The organism is Bradyrhizobium sp. LTSPM299, from assembly GCF_000938235.1.
Taxonomy (GTDB): Bacteria; Pseudomonadota; Alphaproteobacteria; order Rhizobiales; family Xanthobacteraceae; genus Bradyrhizobium.
The window spans coordinates 101,570-118,401 of the sequence record NZ_JYMU01000031.1 but is presented as its reverse complement, the minus strand read 5'-3'; the positions used below and the strand labels follow the sequence as shown (position 1 = coordinate 118,401).

The following is a 16,832-nucleotide window of genomic DNA, read 5'->3' as shown; positions in this document are numbered from 1 at the left end:
AACGATGAAACGCCCCCTGCAACTCGGCCGTGCGGTCGAATGGCCGCAAAGCCCCGAGAAAGCGACGCTCGACCGCGTGCCCAATCCGCAAGCCGGAACCGATTATCTGGTGCGTTTTGCGATTCCGGAATTCACCTCGATCTGCCCGGTGACGGGACAGCCGGATTTTGCGCATCTGGTTATCGACTACGTGCCGGGCCGCTTTCTGCTCGAATCCAAATCGCTGAAGCTCTACGCCGCGAGTTTCCGCAACCATGGTGCGTTCCACGAGGACTGCACAGTGATGATCGGCAAACGCATCGCTGGCGAGATCAAGCCGAAATGGCTGCGCATCGGCGGCTACTGGTATCCGCGCGGCGGCATCCCGATCGACGTGTTCTTCCAGACCGGCCGGCTGCCGAAGGGCCTCTGGGTCCCCGACCAGGGCGTCGCACCCTACCGCGGGCGGGGCTAGCCCGCAGCGCGCGACGACGTCCGGTGATGCTGGACGCGCGGCGGCTCGCGTCGTTGTGCTTCACCGATCGTCACGGCACGGCAGCAAAACAATCACATCCGGCAACGCTCAGTCATGCAGCGTCGTTTCTCGCGCTGCATGATTTTGCGACAACGCTTCCGTGATGCGCTCGCAACGCGCGCGAAGCGATTGAGCGATCAAGCGAATTCACAACACCAAATAAGTTCCGGGTTCTTTAGAAAATTTTACGCGGCGGATCGTCACATACACGTCGTCGGCCATGTGTTTCTTCCCGTTTCTCACGTGACAACCAGGGAGGATCGACATGGTCACGATCAGCTGGATGAAAACCTTCGCATCGGGCGCGCCGATTGGCGCAACGGCTCCCGACTCCATCACGACCGCGAACGGAACCATCTTCGTCGAATACGGCAACGGCGCGGATTCCACCGGCGCCGGCGGCTCGAGCACGATCGTGCAATACGACAAGAATGGCGATGTCGAGCAGAAGTACACGATTGCAGGGTCCGTCGATGGGCTGAAATACAATCCTTACACCGGACAGATCTGGGCACTGCAGAACCAGGACGGCAATTCCACGCTGACGCTGATTGATCCCGTCACCCACAAGGTGACCGGTCCGCTGAGCTTTGCCAATCCGTCCGCGACGAGCGGCTATGACGACGTCGTGTTCAAGGGCGACAGGGTGTTCCTGAGCTACACCAATCCGAACGGCACCGGCGATCCGACGCTGGTGGAATTGCTCAACGGTGACCATCCGCGCGGCACGCTGCTGACCGCGACGATACTGACCGACGGTGCCATGGGCCTCGACACGGTTACCGGCAAGACCGAGGTCGTTCCGCAGACGGATCCGGATTCGCTGAAGCTCGCCCCGAATGGCGATCTGATCTTCTCCAGTGGCGCCGACGGCTCAATCATCGATATCCAAAATCCCGGAACGGCCAGCCAGGCGATCTCATTCACGCCGATCACGGGAATCCCCGCCGGCTCCGTCGGCAATGCCGGCCTCGATGACGTGATCAAGTCCAGCGCGACGGCGGGCACATTCTACATCACCGACACCAAATCGGGGAACGTCTACTCGTTCCACGCCAGCGGCCTCAACACCAACGACTACTACGCGTCGGTCGCGAGCCTAGGCGGCTTTGGCCAGGTCGATCCGACCACCGGCGCCTTCACGCCGATCGTCACCGGACCGAATTTTGCCTCCGCGCACGGCCTGATCTTCATTCCGGATAAGCATGCGCCGCAGGTGGCGCATGTCGATTCGATTCATACGTTCGCCAGCGCCCCCAATGGCGTGACCGGGCTCGACTCGATCACGCTCGCCGGCAAGTACGTCTTCGTGGAATACGGCAATGGCGTCGACTCGACGGGTGCGGTGCCGGGCGACAGCACGATCATCCAGTACGATCAGGCCGGGCACTTTGTGCATGCCTATTCGATCGAGGGATCGGTCGACGGGCTGAAGTACAATCCCGAAACCGGGATGGTCTGGGCATTGCAGAACCAGGACGGCCGCTCCTCGCTGTCACTGATCGATCCCAACACGCAGAAGGTCACGGCGCATTTCGACTATGCCAACCCGTCTACCTCGCGCGGATATGACGACGTCGTGTTCAAGGGCAACGATGTGTTCCTGAGCTACACGAACCCGACCGGCAACGGCGATCCGACCATCGTCAAGCTGTTGAACGGCACGAACCCGAAGCCCGGCGATCTCCTCACCACCGCCCCGGTGCTGCTCGACGGCGCCATGGGATATGACTCCGTGACCGGCAAGATGGAGCTCGTGCCGCAGGCCGATCCGGATTCGCTGAAGCTCGCCCCCAACGGCGATCTGATCTTCTCCAGCGGCGACGACGGCACGATCATCGATATCCAGAATCCCGGCACGTCCAAACAGGCGATTGCCTTCACCCCGATCCAGGGACTTCCCGCCGGGGGCGGCGCCGGCCTGGACGACGTCATCAAGCCGAGCGCGACGTCGGGCACCTTCTACATTTCGGACGCGAAGGACGGCCACGTCCTGTCGGTGCATATGAGCGGCCTCGACCCCAACGCATACTATGCGTCCGTCGGCGCATTTGGCGCCTTCGGTCAGGTCGACGAGAACACCGGCGCCTTCACCGCGCTGGTGTCGCAGGACAATGCACCGGGCTTCACCTTCGGTTCGCCTCATGGCGTGGTGTTCGTGCCCGACAAGAATGCGGCTCCGTTTCCGCATATCGACTCGGTCAAGACCTTCCAGGCTCCCCTCGACGGCTCCACCCAGCCGGATTCCGTCACCACCGCCCACGGCTCGACCTTCGTCGAATATGGCAATGGCGCGGATTCGACCGGTGCCGGCGGCTCGAGCACGATTGTCCAGTACGACAAGCACGGCGATATCGAGTTCAGCTATTCGATTCCTGGATCGGTCGATGGCCTGAAATACAACGCCGCCACGGGCGAGATCTGGGCCCTGCAAAACCAGGACGGCAATCCCACCCTGACGCTGATCGACCCGGAGAGGCATGCGGTCTCGGCGCCGCTCAGCTACGCCGATTCGTCGGCCAGCCGCGGCTACGACGACGTGGTGTTCAAGGGCGACAAGGTGTTCATGAGCTACACCAACCCGGTCAATCCGGGCGATGCGACCGTGGTTCAGCTCCTCAACGGAGATCACCCGACGGGGACGCTGACCACCAAGCCGATCCTCGCATTTGGCAACACCGGGTTCGATACCGTGACCGGCAAGATCGAGGCCATGCCGCAAAACGATCCCGACTCGCTGAAGCTCGCGCCAAATGGCGACCTGCTGCTGTCGAGCGGCGACGACGGCACCATCATCGACATCAGGGACCCCGGCACCAATCACCAATGGGTGTCGTTCACGCAGGTGGCCGGCGTCGGCGCCAAGGCCGGCCTCGACGACGTCATCGAGCCAGGCGCCAAATCCGGCACCTTCACCCTGACGGATTCGGCGACCAACAAGGTCTTCTCGTTCCATGCGACAGGGCTGAACCCCGACGATTTCTACGCCTCGGTCGGAAGCCTGAAGGCGTTCGTTCAGGTCGACCCGCACACCGGCGCCTTCACGCCGCTGCTGTCCGCCGACAACGCGCCGGGGTTCAACTTCAGTTCGCCGCATGGCGTCAGCTTTACACCCGATCCGTCGCCGGCTCCGGCGGTTGCGGCCGTCGATCACATCGCCGCGTCGGTCGGGGCCACCGGCGATGGCTTCGTATTCGGCAACGGCGGCAACGCCGGTCACGCGACCGACAACGCTCCGCCCGCCTTCTTCGGAGGCCTCTCACACGTGGATGTGCTTGCGCAGCTTGCGTCCGACGCCTCCCAAACGTCGCACAGCCTTGACGCTCAGCACGACGCTTCGGCGATCCATGCCACGATCGACATGCATGCCTTCCATCTGATCTAGCGGTCGGACGCATAATGATGGGCTGCGAGGGGATGATCTCCTCGCAGCCTCTTGCTCTCATCGGTTTGCGCGCGCATCCGCCGGCCGCGTCTGACGCAGGAATTTGGCGCAGACAAATCCAAGCACGATGATGATGGCCGCCGCGCTCATCAGCGTCGCCGACTTGCCGGCATGCTGCAGCCCAAACCCAAAGGCGATCGGGCCGACGGTCTGGCCCATGAAAAAGAAGAACGAATGCAGCGACAGCGCGGTCGCGCGCGCTTCGACGGATAGCTCGCTGGCGAACACCTGCAGGCAGCCGTGGATCATGTAGAAGCCCCAGCCCATCACCAGCAGGCTCAGCATCTGCGGCTTCCAGGTCAGGCCGAACGCGACCGCCCCGAGTTGCATGCCGACCAGCGTGGCGCCGACGATCATCATGCCCCGCATCCCGAGCCATGGCAGCAGCCGCGCCACCGTCAGCGTGTAGAACAGCCCGCCGATGGCAAAGCCCGCAATGACGATGCCGGCGATCGACAGCGAGGTTTCGCCGAGTTCGAACAGGAACGCGGCGATGAAGGGAAACAGCCCGAGCACGCAGCAGCCCTCGATGAAGACCGCCGAATAGCAGATCCGCGCATTGGGGTTGGTGAAGATGGTGCGGTAGCCGTGCCGGAGCGCGGTGAGACTCGTCCGCGGCGGATGCGCCAGCGCCGCGCCGCGAAAGCCCGCCGCCACGGCCATCGCGACGATGATCACGAGGCCGCCGAGCACGGCGAGCACGCCGCGCCAGCCGAGCAGATCGCCGATCAACCCGGAGGCCGTCGCACCGAGCAGGTTTCCGGTCATCGAGCCGGCCAGCGTCCGCCCGATCGCAAGCTGCCGCTTGTCGGGTCCGACCAGATCAGAGGTCAGCGACAGCGCCACCGGAAACACGCCGCCCGAGCCGATGCCGGCGAGAATGCGGGTCACGAACAGCATCGGGAACGAGGTCGAGAGAGCACCGAGGATGTTGGCGACGCCGAGCAGCACGAGGCAGATCGTCATCAGCCGCGCCTTGCCGAACAGATCGGCGGCGGCGCCGATCGCGGGCTGGATGATCGCGAAGGTGAAGGCGAACACCGCGGCAAAGCTCGCGGCGGTCGCGATGTTGATGCCAAAGTCCTCGGCGACGTGCGGCAGCACCGGATCGAGCGCGCGCACCGACAGGCTCGCCGCGAACGTCGCCAGTGTGATGATGTTGAGGACCGGCGGCATGCCGCTCTTTGCGGTCACGTCGGCATCCGCCCCGTCAGGCCGCGGACTTGGCGAGTGCGTCGAATTCCATCAGCCGCCGGACCAGGGATTCGAAGTCGCGCAGCGGCACCATGTTCGGACCGTCGGACGGCGCATGGTCGGGATCGGGATGGGTCTCGATGAATACGCCGGCGACGCCGACCGCGACCGCCGCACGCGCCAGTACGGGGACGAATTCGCGCTCGCCGCCCGACGACGCCCCCTTGCCGCCCGGCTGCTGCACCGAATGCGTTGCGTCGAAGATCACGGGTGCGCCGGTGGTGCGCGCCAGGATCGGCAGCGCGCGCATGTCCGAGACCAGCGTGTTGTAGCCGAACGACGCGCCGCGCTCGGTGACGAGCACATTGGCGTTGCCGGCACTGGTGATCTTTGTGACGACATTGGCCATGTCCCACGGCGCCAGGAATTGGCCCTTCTTGACGTTGACGACCTTGCCGGTCGCAGCCGCCGCCAGCAGCAAATCGGTCTGCCGGCACAGGAAGGCCGGGATCTGCAGCACGTCGACCGCCTGCGCCACCTCGGCGCATTGGCTGGCCTCATGCACGTCGGTCAGCACCGGCAGCCCCACCGAGGCGCGGATCTCGGCAAAAATCGGCAACGCCTGCGCCAGGCCGATGCCGCGCGCGGCTGATCCGCTGGTGCGGTTGGCCTTGTCGAACGAGGTCTTGTAGACCAGCCCGATCCCGAGCCTGACAGCGATTTCCTTCAGCGCGGCGGCGACTTCAAGCGCGTGCGCGCGGCTCTCGAGCTGGCAGGGACCGGCGATGATCTGTAGCGGCAGCGCATTGCCAAATTTGACCGACCCGGCGGCAACGACGGGTGCGGCGGCTTGCGCGGAAACGTGACTGGTCAAAATGCTGCTTCCTTTTGCCGGCGACCATGCAACCCCGTTGGTGATGGATCAAGCCATCTCGCGAAATACCGGGGTACGCCGACGCCGTGGGGTCTCTATGGCATCACATTCATGCCATAACCACCCTTATAGCCACTCTGGGAATGATGGCAGGAGGGCTCAATGCGCATACCGCTTGTGATCGGAGCTGTCGTCGCCTTGTCCGCGATTTCGGGTCTGGCGCACGGTCAGAACGCCAGCCAACCCGGCGTCGTCACCGGCGGAGCCTCCGGCGTGATCGTCGACGGCAAGCCGGCCGCGCGCAGCGGCGACACCACCAGCAATGGCGGTCCGCTCGTCGAAGGCGTGCCCAACGTCCTGATCAACGGCAAGCCGGCGGCGGTCGTCGGGGACCGCACGCATTGCGGCGGCAAGGCTATCACGGGCAGCCACGGCGTCTTCATCAATGGCAAACCGATGGTCCGCGAAGGCGATCAGACCTCAGGCTGCGCGGAGTAGTTCGGCTAGGTCGCAGTGCAACTACCGTCATTGCGAGGAGCGATAGCGACGAAGCAATCCATGCTTCCATGCATGCGGCACGGTGGATTGCTTCGCTTCGCTCGCAATGACGCGGATAGGTCCGCACCGCGCCCGCGCTACGTCACTTGACCGACGAGAACGCGGTCGGCACCAACAGCTGGTTGACGATGTTGAGAACGATCTGGCCGTCCTCCTCGGTCTTGGCGCGCGCGGTGATCCATTCCGGGTCGGACGCGAACGCAGCCCATTTCTTGTCGCGATCGGCAAGCGATTCCCAGGCCAGCAGATAGGTCAGCTCCTGGTTGGATTCGCCGACCAGCGTCGTGAAGAAGCCGGCCTGCTTGATGCCATGCTTTTCCCAAAGCTTCAGCGTGATCGTCTCGAAGCGCTTCAGCAGCGCCGGCAACCGGCCCGGCAGGCAGCGATAGACGCGGCTTTCGTAGATCATTGGTGGTTCTCCCTTGAGTGTTGTGCGGGGGCGGTTATAGCGAGCGGGTTCCGCACTGTCTTGAGGGGCGGCAACATGGCACCCTTGCTCGCCCGGCGGCAGCCTTGCTCGCCCCGCCGGGACGGTATCCCGCAATGCTGCCGCAATGTTACTGGCCCTAGAACGGACCGTTTCCGGAGCTGGATCTGACGACATGCGGATATTGCTGGTTGAAGACGAAGCCGAGATGGCGGCGGCGCTGTCGCAGGCGTTGAAGGGTTACGACATGGTGTTCGACCATGTGCCGACGCTTGCCGAGGCCGAAGAGGCGATCTCCGCGGACGTGCATGGCGCGGTGTTGCTCGACCGCCAGCTCCCCGACGGCGACGGGCTTACGCTGATCCCGAAACTGCGGGCCCGGGCCGAAGGCGTGCCGATCATTGTGCTGACTGCGCGCGGCGAGCTTGCGGATCGTATCGCCGGCCTCGACCGCGGCGCGGACGATTATCTGGCAAAGCCCTTCGCCGTGGAGGAATTGTTGGCGCGGCTGCGCGCAGTGCTGCGGCGTCCCGCCGGCCTGCAGCTCGAGAGCATCAAAGCCGGCCGCCTCGCCTTCGATTGCAGCCATCGCGAGGTGAGCGTCGACGGCCGCCCGCTCGACCTGCCACGGCGCGAGCTATTGGTGCTGGAAGCGCTGCTGCGGCGCATGGGCCGCACCGTGCTGCGCTCGGCGCTGGAAGAGGCGGTCTACAATTTCGACGACGAGATCCAGTCGAACGCGCTCGACACCCACGTCTCGCGTCTGCGGCGCAAGCTTGCCGAGGCCGAGGCCGGCGTCGAGATCCACAGCATCCGCGGCGTCGGCTATCTGTTGAAGCAGATCCAATGAGCGCGCATGCCGAGCCGTATTGCCTGCGATCGCGGCTGAGCTGGCGGCTGATCTCGCTGCAGGCCGGGCTATTGGTCGCGCTGGCCGCGCTCGTGATCGGCGCGGTGTGGAGCTCGGGCCTGCCGATCATCGAACGTGACGAAGATCGCGTCATGGACGTCGTGCAATGGGCGCTCGGGCGCGACGCCCAGGGCAGCCTGTTCCTGCGTCCGACCGCGGAGCTAAAGCAACTGCGGGAGGACTCGCCCGACCTCTGGTTCCTGGTGCGCGACCGGCAGGGCCACACGCTCTCCGAAGGCGCGGTGCCGGATGAATTCACCGCGATCGGCGACGCGCTCGACCACATCAGCCAGGCCCGCCTCGGCTGGCAGATGTTCGAGGACGATCCACGCAAGCCGCCGGTGCGGATGAAGCGCGTCAACACCGATGCCGGCAATATGCAGATCATGACGGCCACACAGGGACCAATGTCCGGCGCCAAGGCATTGTTCGGGACCTCGCTGACGTTACTCGCTATCGCCCTGCCCGGCCTGCTCCTGATGGCCGCCGCGACACTGGTGGCGACGCCGATGGTGGTGCGGCGCGCCTTCGCCGGGCTCGATACGACCGCGGACCAGGCCCGCGCGATCGATTTCCGCCAGCGCGGCAGCCGGCTGTCCGCCGACCACCTTCCCCGTGAGGTCGCGCCGCTGGTTGCCGCCATCAACGATGCGCTGAAGCGGCTCGATGACGGCTATTCGCGCCATCAGCGCTTCGTCGCCGACGCGGCGCACGAATTGCGCACACCGATCGCGATCCTCAACACGCGGCTGGAATCGCTGCCCGAGGGGCCGGAGAAAACCCGGCTGCTCGAGGACGCCGCCCGGCTCGCGACACTGGCCGAGCAATTGCTCGACATCCGGCGCGTCGACCAGTGCCGCAATCCTTTCGCCCGCGTCGATCTCGTCGCGGTCGCACGGAACGTCGCGGCCGATCTCGCGCCGCTTGCGATTGCCGCCGGCTATGAGTTGTCGCTCGAGACCGTGACCGAACCCGTCGAGACGCTTGGCGACCGCGCCGCGCTCGAGCGCGCGCTGACCAATCTGGTGCAGAATGCGATCCAGCACGGTGGCCGGCGCGGCACGATCACGATCCATGTTGGCCGGGCCGCGACGATTGACGTCACTGACGAAGGCGACGGCATTCCGCCCGACCAGCGTGCGCTAATCTTCGATCCGTTCTACCGGCTGGCGCCGCTCGATCGCGGCGCCGGTCTCGGACTCAACATGGTGCGCGAGATCGCGCGGCTGCATGGCGGTCATGTCGCTGTTCTCGACGGGCCGAACGGCGGTGCGTGCTTTCGATTGACGCTGCCCCCTGCTCCGCTTGTCGATTGATTCCGTCAGCAACCACGCAATGCTGTCGCAATGCTGACCCTGCAAAAGGGATCACGCCTCAGAGTCGGGGCGCGATCAAACTCTTTGCCGGGAACGCCAATGTCACACGACTTCCTCTCCTTCTTCACCGCCTGGATGGCGGCACCTAGCCGCGTCGGTGCGATCGCACCCTCGGGCGCAGCCCTCGCCGAATTGATCACGCGAGACATCACGGCCAACACCGGACCGGTCCTCGAGCTCGGTCCGGGAACGGGTGCGTTCACCTATCAATTGCTGAAGCGCGGGCTTCACCAGCAGGATCTCACGCTGGTCGAGTACGGCTCGGATTTCATGCGGCTGTTGCAGCTCCGCTTTCCCGGCGCGCGCGTGCTCTGGATGGACGCAGGCCGCCTGGCATCGGAACGGCTGTTCGAGGGCGCGCCGGTCGGCGCCGTCGTCAGCGGGCTGCCGCTGCTCAACATGTCGCCGCGCAAGGTGATCTCGATCGTCGGCGGCGCGTTTAGCTATGTCAGGCCCGGCGGGGCGTTCTATCAATTCACCTACGGCATGCGCTGCCCGGTGCGGCGGCCGATCCTCGACCGGCTCGGCCTGCGCGCGACGCTGGTCGATCGCGCGATCCTCAACATACCGCCGGCCGCGGTCTACCGGCTGACGCGACGCCCGCAATCGAGGTTGCTCGGATGGAACGCAGCGTCGCAGCATCCGGACCGGATCGGAGATCAGGCGGTCGAGACGCGACAGCGGACCGCCGTATCCGCCTGACATGGCCTTAGGCCTTATTCGGCCGCTTGCGGGTCCTGACCTGCCGCAGCGGCAAGTTCGAGAATGCTGCGGCCATGGCGCTCGATCTCGTCGAGCGCAATCTGGACGTCGAGTTCGAGCTTCGCGTCCACCATCAGCTTGGGCCTGTTCACCTCGCCACAATGCGGGCAATGGCGCTCGCCGAGCGACATGTACTCGTAGCACGATTGGCACAGACCGAGCCGCCCGCGCTTGCGCGGCTTGTCGTCCAGGCCGATCGAGCGCGGCGCGCGCGAACCGTCCTCATGCTCCAGCCTGACTTCGAAACGGCCGACCGCGAATGGTTCGTCCGGCGCGTCCGCGACCTTCACGATTCGCTCACGCAACCCGCGCCGCGCCAGCGTGGTCGCCCGATAATAACAATAGGGATTATCGCCGCGGCGCCCTTCGAGGACGTGCGACACCCAGGTGCAGCCACCCCGGCACACATTCCAGTAGTAGCAGGAACCGCAGAAGCTTCGGCCGCGATTGCCGTCACGCCTGACGTTCCGGGACTCCAGCGCCTTAAGGGCTTCCTCGATCGTGCTGGTCCGCGTCTCGCCGCCCGCGAAATGCGATTTCGGCAGCGAAGGACAGCTCTTGATGGTGCCGTCGGCCTCCAGGCCCAACGTCGTCTCGCCGGCCGTGCAGCCGCCCCAATGGGTGACATCGTCGGTCAGCGACCGCCAGTAGGCTTCGTGCCGTCCGAAATAGCCGATGCTGTTGCCGGGCAGCAGGCGGAGACCGACGTCGCGGCCCCGATGATAGAGCTCGGCGAGCTTGTCGACGACGTCGACGATCTGGTGGGGCTGCAGCAGCATCTCGCTGTTGTCGACCGCGTTGCCCATCGCGACCGTGAGCTGGACCTGCCAATATTTCGCGCCGGCGGCCACGATCTCATCGAAGATGCCGTCCAGCTCTCGCATCGAACGGAGATTGATCTGGCTGTTGACGCCGGGCTCGATGCCGACCTCGCTGACCCATTTGATCGCCTGGATCGCCTGGTCGTGACTGCCCTTCACGCCGCGCAATTCGTCATGCAGATCGCGAAGCCCGTCGAGCGAAATGCCGATCGCGCGGACGCCCGCCGCGTACGCGGCGGCGATGCGCTCCCGGGTCAGCCCACGCGCTCCGGTCTGCAATCCGCAATGCATGCCGAGCCTGGCAATCTCGGCGGCGATCTCCAGCCAATCCTTGCGCAGATAGGCTTCGCCGCCGATCAATGTGATTTCGCGCGTTCCTACCGCGGCGAGTTGCCTGACGACGTCAAGGCATTCGGCCGTCGAAAGTTCGTTCGCGCGCCGCTTTCCGGCGCGCGAACCGCAATGTCCACATTTGAGATTGCAGGCGAGCGTGATTTCCCAGACCACATGGACCGGAACATGGGTCTTCCGGTCGCGCGCGGATCGCACGCGAAGCGAGTGCGGGGCCGGCCTCTCGGCTGGCTCGCCGGCGACGCCGTTCGGATTGCGCATTCCCGCGCGCTACTTCTTTTTCTTCGCCTTGGTCTTGAGATCGCGCTCGCGCGACTTGATCTCTTTCTCCAGCGTCCGCAGCGAGCCCTTGAGATCGCCCTGCGACTGCAGCAGCGCGTGCGCGTGGTCGCGGAGAACCTTGAGGTCCTCGAGCTTGGTTCGCGGATTCTTCAGCGCCTGATTGATGGCGGTACCATAGGCAACAATGATCATGGCAATTCCTCCAAACATTTACAGGTTGTATAATTAGCGTATGATTGCATAAGTTGAGAAGAGTGTCCAGCGAACGCCGATGACCCATCACCTTCTCGGAACCGTCCGAGCCTTTCACGAGGGAACCGAGGAACTCTCCGATGCAGCGATCGAGCGCGCGCTAAGAATTGCGCGCACGGGGCAACAGCCGGGCGGGCTCACCAGCCTGCTGCGTCGCTTTGGAAACCAGAATTTTTCTTTTGCCGGCACCTCGTTTCGCGAAATCCGCGAAATCGTCCGCTGTGTCGCACCTGAGCCCGACAAGTTATTCTGCGATGCCGGCGCGGGCTACGGCCACGTGGTGTTCTACCTCGCCTGCGTCACCGACTGCCGCGTTCGCGCGATCGAGATTGTCCCGCAACGTTGCGCCGCGATGCTGCGAACGCAACGCCAGCTCGGCCTCACCGATGTCGACGTCGTCCACGGCGACGCACTCGTGGCGAGCTACCAGGACGTCAGCTATTTGTTTCTGAACAATCCCTTCTTCCCCGACCTCGCCCGGCAATTCGTGCGCAAGCTGGTCGTGTCGGGGGCGGCAGGGCTGACCGTGATCGCCATCAACAACATCGTCGATGTGCTGCGCGACCACACGGCGTTCACCGAGCTCAACGTCGACGCCGATATTCCGAACTATCGGTTCGGCGTCTTTCGCCTCCGGCACCTTGCGCAGGCCAAGGCGCGGACCAGAGCCGCTACACCAGCCGCGACTGCACCACGGCAGCCTGAATGAACGAGGCAAACAGCGGGTGCGGCTCGAAGGGCCGCGACTTCAGCTCGGGATGGAACTGGACGCCGATGAACCAGGGATGGTCCTCATACTCGACGATCTCGGGCAGCACGCCGTCGGGCGAGAGCCCTGAGAAGCGCAGGCCGTGCTGTTCGAGCCGGTCCTTGTAGGCGGTGTTGACCTCGTAGCGATGGCGGTGCCGCTCGGAAATCTCGGTCGCGCCGCCATAGACCTGCGAGACGCGACTGCCGCGCGTCAGGGCCGCCGGATAGGCGCCGAGCCGCATGGTGCCGCCGAGATCGCCGGCCTTCGAGCGCTTCTCCAGCTCGTTGCCGCGTAGCCATTCCGTCATCAGGCCGACCAGCGGCTCCTTGGTCGGGCCGAACTCGGTCGAGTTGGCGTCCTCGATGCCGACCAGATTGCGTGCCGCCTCGATGACAGCCATCTGCATGCCGAAGCAGATGCCAAAATACGGCACATTGCGTTCGCGCGCGAACTGCGCCGCGCGGATCTTGCCCTCGGCGCCGCGCTGGCCGAAGCCGCCGGGGACCAAGATGCCGTTGACGTGCTCCAGGAACGGCGCCGGGTCCTCGTTCTCGAACACCTCGCTCTCGATCCAGTCGAGATTGACCTTCACCTTGTTGGCGATGCCGCCATGCGACAATGCCTCGATCAACGATTTGTAGGCATCCTTCATGCCGGTGTATTTGCCGACGATCGCGATCGTCACTGCGCCTTCCGGATTGCGGACGCGCTCGTTGATGACGTTCCAACTCTGCAGCGCCGGCGGAATTTTTGCGGTGATGCCGAACGCAGCCAGCACCTCGTCGTCGAGGCCCGCGGCATGATAGGCCTCGGGGACGGCGTAGATGTTGTCGACGTCGCGTGCCTCGATCACGGCGCTTTCACGCACGTTGCAGAACAGGCCGAGCTTGCGCCGCTCCTCCTTGGGGATTTCGCGGTCGGTCCGGCACAACAAGATGTCCGGCTGAATGCCGATCGAGCGCAGCTCCTTGACCGAGTGCTGCGTCGGCTTTGTCTTGAGCTCACCGGCACTTGGAATGTACGGCAAAAGCGTCAGATGAATGTAGACCGCGTGGTCGCGCGGCAATTCGGTCTGGAGTTGCCGAATCGCCTCGAAGAACGGCAAGCCCTCGATGTCGCCGACGGTGCCGCCGATCTCCACCAGCACGAAGTCGTACTCGTCGTTGCCCGACAGCACGAACTCCTTGATCGCGTTGGTGACGTGCGGGACCACCTGGATGGTGGCGCCGAGATAGTCGCCGCGGCGTTCCTTGGTGATGATGTCCTGGTAGATGCGCCCGGTCGTGATGTTGTCGGCCTTGGTGGCCGGCCGCCCGGTGAAACGCTCGTAGTGGCCGAGATCGAGATCGGTCTCTGCGCCGTCGTCGGTCACGAACACTTCGCCGTGCTGATACGGCGACATCGTTCCGGGATCGAGGTTGAGGTAGGGGTCGAGCTTGCGGAGGCGGACCTTGTACCCGCGAGCCTGCAGCAGCGCGCCAAGTGCCGCCGATGCCAGACCCTTTCCGAGCGAAGAAACCACGCCGCCGGTGATGAAGATATACCGCGCCATGGGGCTTAACCTTTAATCCGACTGCCGCGATTCGCAAAACGAATCGCGATCCCCCGGCAAGCAATCTGCCGGGCTGTGGGTGACGTTAAACTGAGAGCGATTTCAGAGAAGTAATGGGGGTTTCTGATGCAGGATGCGAGAGGTGCGTCCTGCATGGCCACCCTGCTTTATTGCGACCGCGGCGCCTGCGGGCCGCCAGGGGCCTGCGGAGGCTGCTGTTCGTCGGACTTCTTCAGCGAATCGAGGATGCCGCCCGAGGTCGGCGCACTGATCGGTGCGGACGGTCCGGCTGGCTGCGACTGCGCCGGCGCACCGGTGCCGATGATCGAACTCGGCTGACGATTGTAGCCTGCGTACCAGGACAGGAACAGGCTGGTCACGAAGAAGCCCGCCGCCAGCACGGCGGTCGTCCGCGTCAACAGGTTCGCGGTGCCGCGGCTCGACATGAAGCCGGCGCCGCCACCCATGCCGAGGCCACCGCCTTCGGACTTCTGCAGCAGCACGGAGCCGATCAGAACGGTGACGATCATGAGATGAATAACGATAACGACAGTCTGCATCGCAAGCCTTCCGTCACAAGCCGCCAAGCGGCCAGACAAACGGCGCTATCGGCTTTGCGGGTTTCGTGAAGTCGCGCCCTGTTACACGATTGGACCGGGCGTTGTCACCCCCGAGATAGTCGCAGTGTTGACGATGGCAAGCAGCGCCGGCGGCTTGCTATCTCCATCTTGATCTGGGGCACCGATTTCCACTATACTGGACGAATGGATACTTTAATCGACGATCTCAGCCAACGCCTGGCACAGCGAATCAGGTTGGAACGCGACGGCAGGGGCTGGTCATTGGCAGATCTCGCCGAACATTCCGGCGTCTCCAAGGCCACGATCAGCAAGATCGAACGCGCCGAAGTCAGCCCCACCGCGGTCGTGCTGGTGCGGCTCGCCTCTGCCTTTGACCTCACCTTGGCCGGCCTGATGCTGCGCGCCGAGGGTCAGGGCGAGCGGCTGTCGCGCACCGCGGAGCAACCAGTCTGGCGCGATCCCCAGTCAGGGTATCTGCGCAAGCAGGTGTTCAGCCGCCCCGACCATCCGGTCGAGCTGGTGCGGGTCGAACTGCCGCCGAAGCAGCGCGTGACCCTGCCCGCCTCGTCCTACGCCCATATCCGCCAGCTGGTCTGGGTCTTGAGCGGCAGCCTCGTCATCACCGAAGGTGGCGCGCGCCATGCACTTGCGGCCGGTGATTGCCTCGGCTTCGGTCCGCCCGCGAAGACCACCTTTGCCAACGAAACCAACGCCGCCTGCACCTATGTCGTCGCACTCGCCCGGAGCTGATGCATGCCGTCCTTTGTGATCAGACCGCTGCAAAACCTGCCGCAGATCCGTAACGCGCTCGGCGAATTGCTGGTCGAGACCGTCGCCAATGGCGGCTCGGTCAGCTTCATGCATCCGCTGCCGCTGGAGGACGCCCGCGCGTTCTGGAACGATTCGCTCGGCGCGGCCGCGCTCGGCGAACGCGTCGTGCTCGGCGCGTTCGACAGCGATGATCTGATCGCGACCGTGACGCTGCTGTTGAAGCTGCCGCCGAACCAGCCGCATCGTGCCGAGATCGCCAAGATGATGACGCGCGTCGCGTACCGGAAGCGCGGCGTGGCAACCGCTTTGCTGCAGGCCGCCGAGCGGCTTGCGGTCGACCGCGGGCGCACCCTGCTGGTGCTCGACACCGCCGTCGATGACGGCGCCGCCCCGCTTTACGAGAGGCTGGGTTTCCAGCTCTCAGGGATCATCCCGGACTACGCGCTGAAGCCGCATGGCGGCCTCACCGGCACGATGATCTACTGGAAGCGAATTGGTGCGGTGGCTGCTTAACACCCCGCCGCGATCGCCAGGAAGTCGACGGCCTTCAGGCTGGCACCGCCGACCAGCGCGCCGTTGACATTGGCGACGCCCATCAGCTCCGAAGCATTCGACGGCTTGACCGAGCCGCCATAGAGAATACGCATCTTGGCGCCCTCACCGTTGAAGCGATCGGTGAGCACACCCCGGATAAACCGGTGAACATCCTCGACGTCTTTCGCGGTCGGGGTCAGGCCGGTGCCGATCGCCCAGACCGGCTCATAGGCCACCACCAGATTGGCCGCGGTCGAGCCATCAGGCAGCGAGCCCTTGAGCTGGCTGCCGCAGAGATCGAGGGTCTTGCCGGCATCACGCTGCTCGCGCGTCTCGCCGATGCAGACGATCGCCGTCAGGCCGGCGCGCCAGACCGCCTCCGCCTTCTGCCGGACTAGGGCGTCGTTCTCGCCATGGTCGGCGCGGCGCTCGGAATGGCCGACAATGATGGCAGCCGCCCCCAGATCCGCGAACATCTCCGCAGACAGGTCGCCGGTGTGGGCGCCCGACGCCTTGGGATGGCAGTCCTGGGCTCCGACCGCGACCTTGCCACCGCGTGCCTTGTCGGCAAAGGCCCCGATCAGCGTCGCCGGCGGGCAGACCAGCAGATCGGCCTTCCCGGTTACGGCGGCAGCCCCTGCCAGCATCGCCTCGAACTCGGCCATGGCGGATTTCAGGCCGTTCATCTTCCAATTGCCGGCGATCAGCGGCCGAATAGCGTCGGTCATTTCAGGATTCCCATCAATCGAGTGGTCCCTTGCGCTAGCAGAGGTGGGCCTTGACTTCCAGAGACCGGCCCTGCATTGGCCGGGCGGCTAATAACCGCTTCAATCCACCCGCGGCCCAAGGTTGCGGGGGGACATCAGCCACTTTATGA

The 16,832-nt window shown here is 64.7% G+C and carries 17 protein-coding genes; 9 read left to right on the top strand and 8 right to left on the bottom strand.

The window, feature by feature from the left end; all coding sequences use genetic code 11:
• The first annotated feature begins 4 nt into the window (after positions 1–4).
• Complete coding sequence (gene queF, locus UP10_RS18075; protein ID WP_156164875.1) at positions 5–454, top strand: preQ(1) synthase; 450 nt, start codon at positions 5–7, stop codon at positions 452–454.
• 325 nt (positions 455–779) lie between these two features.
• Positions 780–3,899 carry a hypothetical protein gene (locus UP10_RS18070; protein ID WP_044588648.1) on the top strand — a complete coding sequence of 1,040 codons (3,120 nt, stop codon included), beginning with the start codon at positions 780–782 and terminating at the stop codon, positions 3,897–3,899.
• Positions 3,900–3,956: 57 nt separating this feature from the next.
• Here UP10_RS18070 and UP10_RS18065 read toward each other — a convergent pair whose 3' ends face one another.
• Both UP10_RS18065 and kdsA read right to left on the bottom strand, forming a co-directional pair.
• Positions 3,957–5,135 (bottom strand): MFS transporter, encoded by a 1,179-nt coding sequence (locus UP10_RS18065; protein ID WP_044588769.1) that lies wholly within the window; start codon positions 5,133–5,135, stop codon positions 3,957–3,959.
• A gap of 34 nt (positions 5,136–5,169) precedes the next feature.
• Positions 5,170–6,027 carry a 3-deoxy-8-phosphooctulonate synthase gene (gene kdsA, locus UP10_RS18060; protein WP_044588647.1) on the bottom strand — a complete coding sequence of 286 codons (858 nt, stop codon included), beginning with the start codon at positions 6,025–6,027 and terminating at the stop codon, positions 5,170–5,172.
• A 162-nt stretch (positions 6,028–6,189) separates the two neighbouring features.
• On the opposite strand from kdsA, the gene UP10_RS18055 reads away from it, so the two are divergent.
• Positions 6,190–6,525: a PAAR domain-containing protein gene (locus UP10_RS18055; RefSeq protein ID WP_044588646.1), complete on the top strand. Its 336-nt coding sequence runs from the start codon at positions 6,190–6,192 to the stop codon at positions 6,523–6,525.
• 142 nt (positions 6,526–6,667) lie between these two features.
• Here UP10_RS18055 and UP10_RS18050 read toward each other — a convergent pair whose 3' ends face one another.
• Positions 6,668–6,994 (bottom strand): NIPSNAP family protein, encoded by a 327-nt coding sequence (locus tag UP10_RS18050; RefSeq protein WP_044542316.1) that lies wholly within the window; start codon positions 6,992–6,994, stop codon positions 6,668–6,670.
• Between the two features lie 193 nt (positions 6,995–7,187).
• Here UP10_RS18050 and UP10_RS18045 point away from each other — a divergent pair, with 193 nt between their 5' ends.
• The 3 genes from UP10_RS18045 to UP10_RS18035 all read left to right on the top strand — a co-directional run bounded on the left by UP10_RS18045 (position 7,188) and on the right by UP10_RS18035 (position 10,000).
• Positions 7,188–7,862 (top strand): response regulator, encoded by a 675-nt coding sequence (locus UP10_RS18045; protein WP_044588645.1) that lies wholly within the window; start codon positions 7,188–7,190, stop codon positions 7,860–7,862.
• Positions 7,859–9,238: a sensor histidine kinase gene (locus UP10_RS18040; protein ID WP_044588644.1), complete on the top strand. Its 1,380-nt coding sequence runs from the start codon at positions 7,859–7,861 to the stop codon at positions 9,236–9,238. The genes UP10_RS18045 and UP10_RS18040 overlap by 4 nt, the downstream gene beginning before the upstream one ends.
• Before the next feature lie 99 nt (positions 9,239–9,337).
• Positions 9,338–10,000: a class I SAM-dependent methyltransferase gene (locus UP10_RS18035; protein WP_044588643.1), complete on the top strand. Its 663-nt coding sequence runs from the start codon at positions 9,338–9,340 to the stop codon at positions 9,998–10,000.
• Between the two features lie 14 nt (positions 10,001–10,014).
• On the opposite strand, the gene UP10_RS18030 is transcribed toward UP10_RS18035, so the two are convergent.
• Together UP10_RS18030 and UP10_RS18025 are read right to left on the bottom strand one after the other, a co-directional pair.
• Positions 10,015–11,493 (bottom strand): radical SAM/SPASM domain-containing protein, encoded by a 1,479-nt coding sequence (locus UP10_RS18030; protein WP_050043725.1) that lies wholly within the window; start codon positions 11,491–11,493, stop codon positions 10,015–10,017.
• 9 nt (positions 11,494–11,502) lie between these two features.
• Positions 11,503–11,706 carry a DUF1843 domain-containing protein gene (locus UP10_RS18025; protein ID WP_044588642.1) on the bottom strand — a complete coding sequence of 68 codons (204 nt, stop codon included), beginning with the start codon at positions 11,704–11,706 and terminating at the stop codon, positions 11,503–11,505.
• Between the two features lie 79 nt (positions 11,707–11,785).
• Between UP10_RS18025 and UP10_RS18020 the strand changes: the two genes are divergently transcribed.
• A complete protein-coding gene (locus UP10_RS18020; protein WP_044588641.1) occupies positions 11,786–12,475 on the top strand; it encodes a hypothetical protein in 690 nt (229 codons plus the stop codon).
• Here the strand turns inward: UP10_RS18020 and pyrG are convergent.
• Together pyrG and secG are read right to left on the bottom strand one after the other, a co-directional pair.
• On the bottom strand, positions 12,438–14,069 hold the full coding sequence (pyrG, locus tag UP10_RS18015; protein ID WP_044588640.1) for a CTP synthase: 1,632 nt from the start codon (positions 14,067–14,069) through the stop codon (positions 12,438–12,440). The genes UP10_RS18020 and pyrG overlap by 38 nt on opposite strands.
• A gap of 167 nt (positions 14,070–14,236) precedes the next feature.
• The gene (gene secG / locus UP10_RS18010) at positions 14,237–14,629 is read right to left on the bottom strand and encodes a preprotein translocase subunit SecG (protein WP_044542323.1); all 393 of its coding nucleotides are present in this window, start codon (positions 14,627–14,629) and stop codon (positions 14,237–14,239) included.
• Positions 14,630–14,833: 204 nt separating this feature from the next.
• Here secG and UP10_RS18005 point away from each other — a divergent pair, with 204 nt between their 5' ends.
• Together UP10_RS18005 and UP10_RS18000 are read left to right on the top strand one after the other, a co-directional pair.
• A complete protein-coding gene (locus UP10_RS18005; RefSeq protein ID WP_044588639.1) occupies positions 14,834–15,400 on the top strand; it encodes a helix-turn-helix domain-containing protein in 567 nt (188 codons plus the stop codon).
• Positions 15,401–15,403: 3 nt separating this feature from the next.
• On the top strand, positions 15,404–15,934 hold the full coding sequence (locus tag UP10_RS18000; protein WP_044588638.1) for a GNAT family N-acetyltransferase: 531 nt from the start codon (positions 15,404–15,406) through the stop codon (positions 15,932–15,934).
• On the opposite strand, the gene tpiA is transcribed toward UP10_RS18000, so the two are convergent.
• Positions 15,931–16,683 carry a triose-phosphate isomerase gene (tpiA, locus tag UP10_RS17995; RefSeq protein ID WP_044588637.1) on the bottom strand — a complete coding sequence of 251 codons (753 nt, stop codon included), beginning with the start codon at positions 16,681–16,683 and terminating at the stop codon, positions 15,931–15,933. The genes UP10_RS18000 and tpiA overlap by 4 nt on opposite strands.
• Positions 16,684–16,832 lie beyond the last annotated feature (149 nt).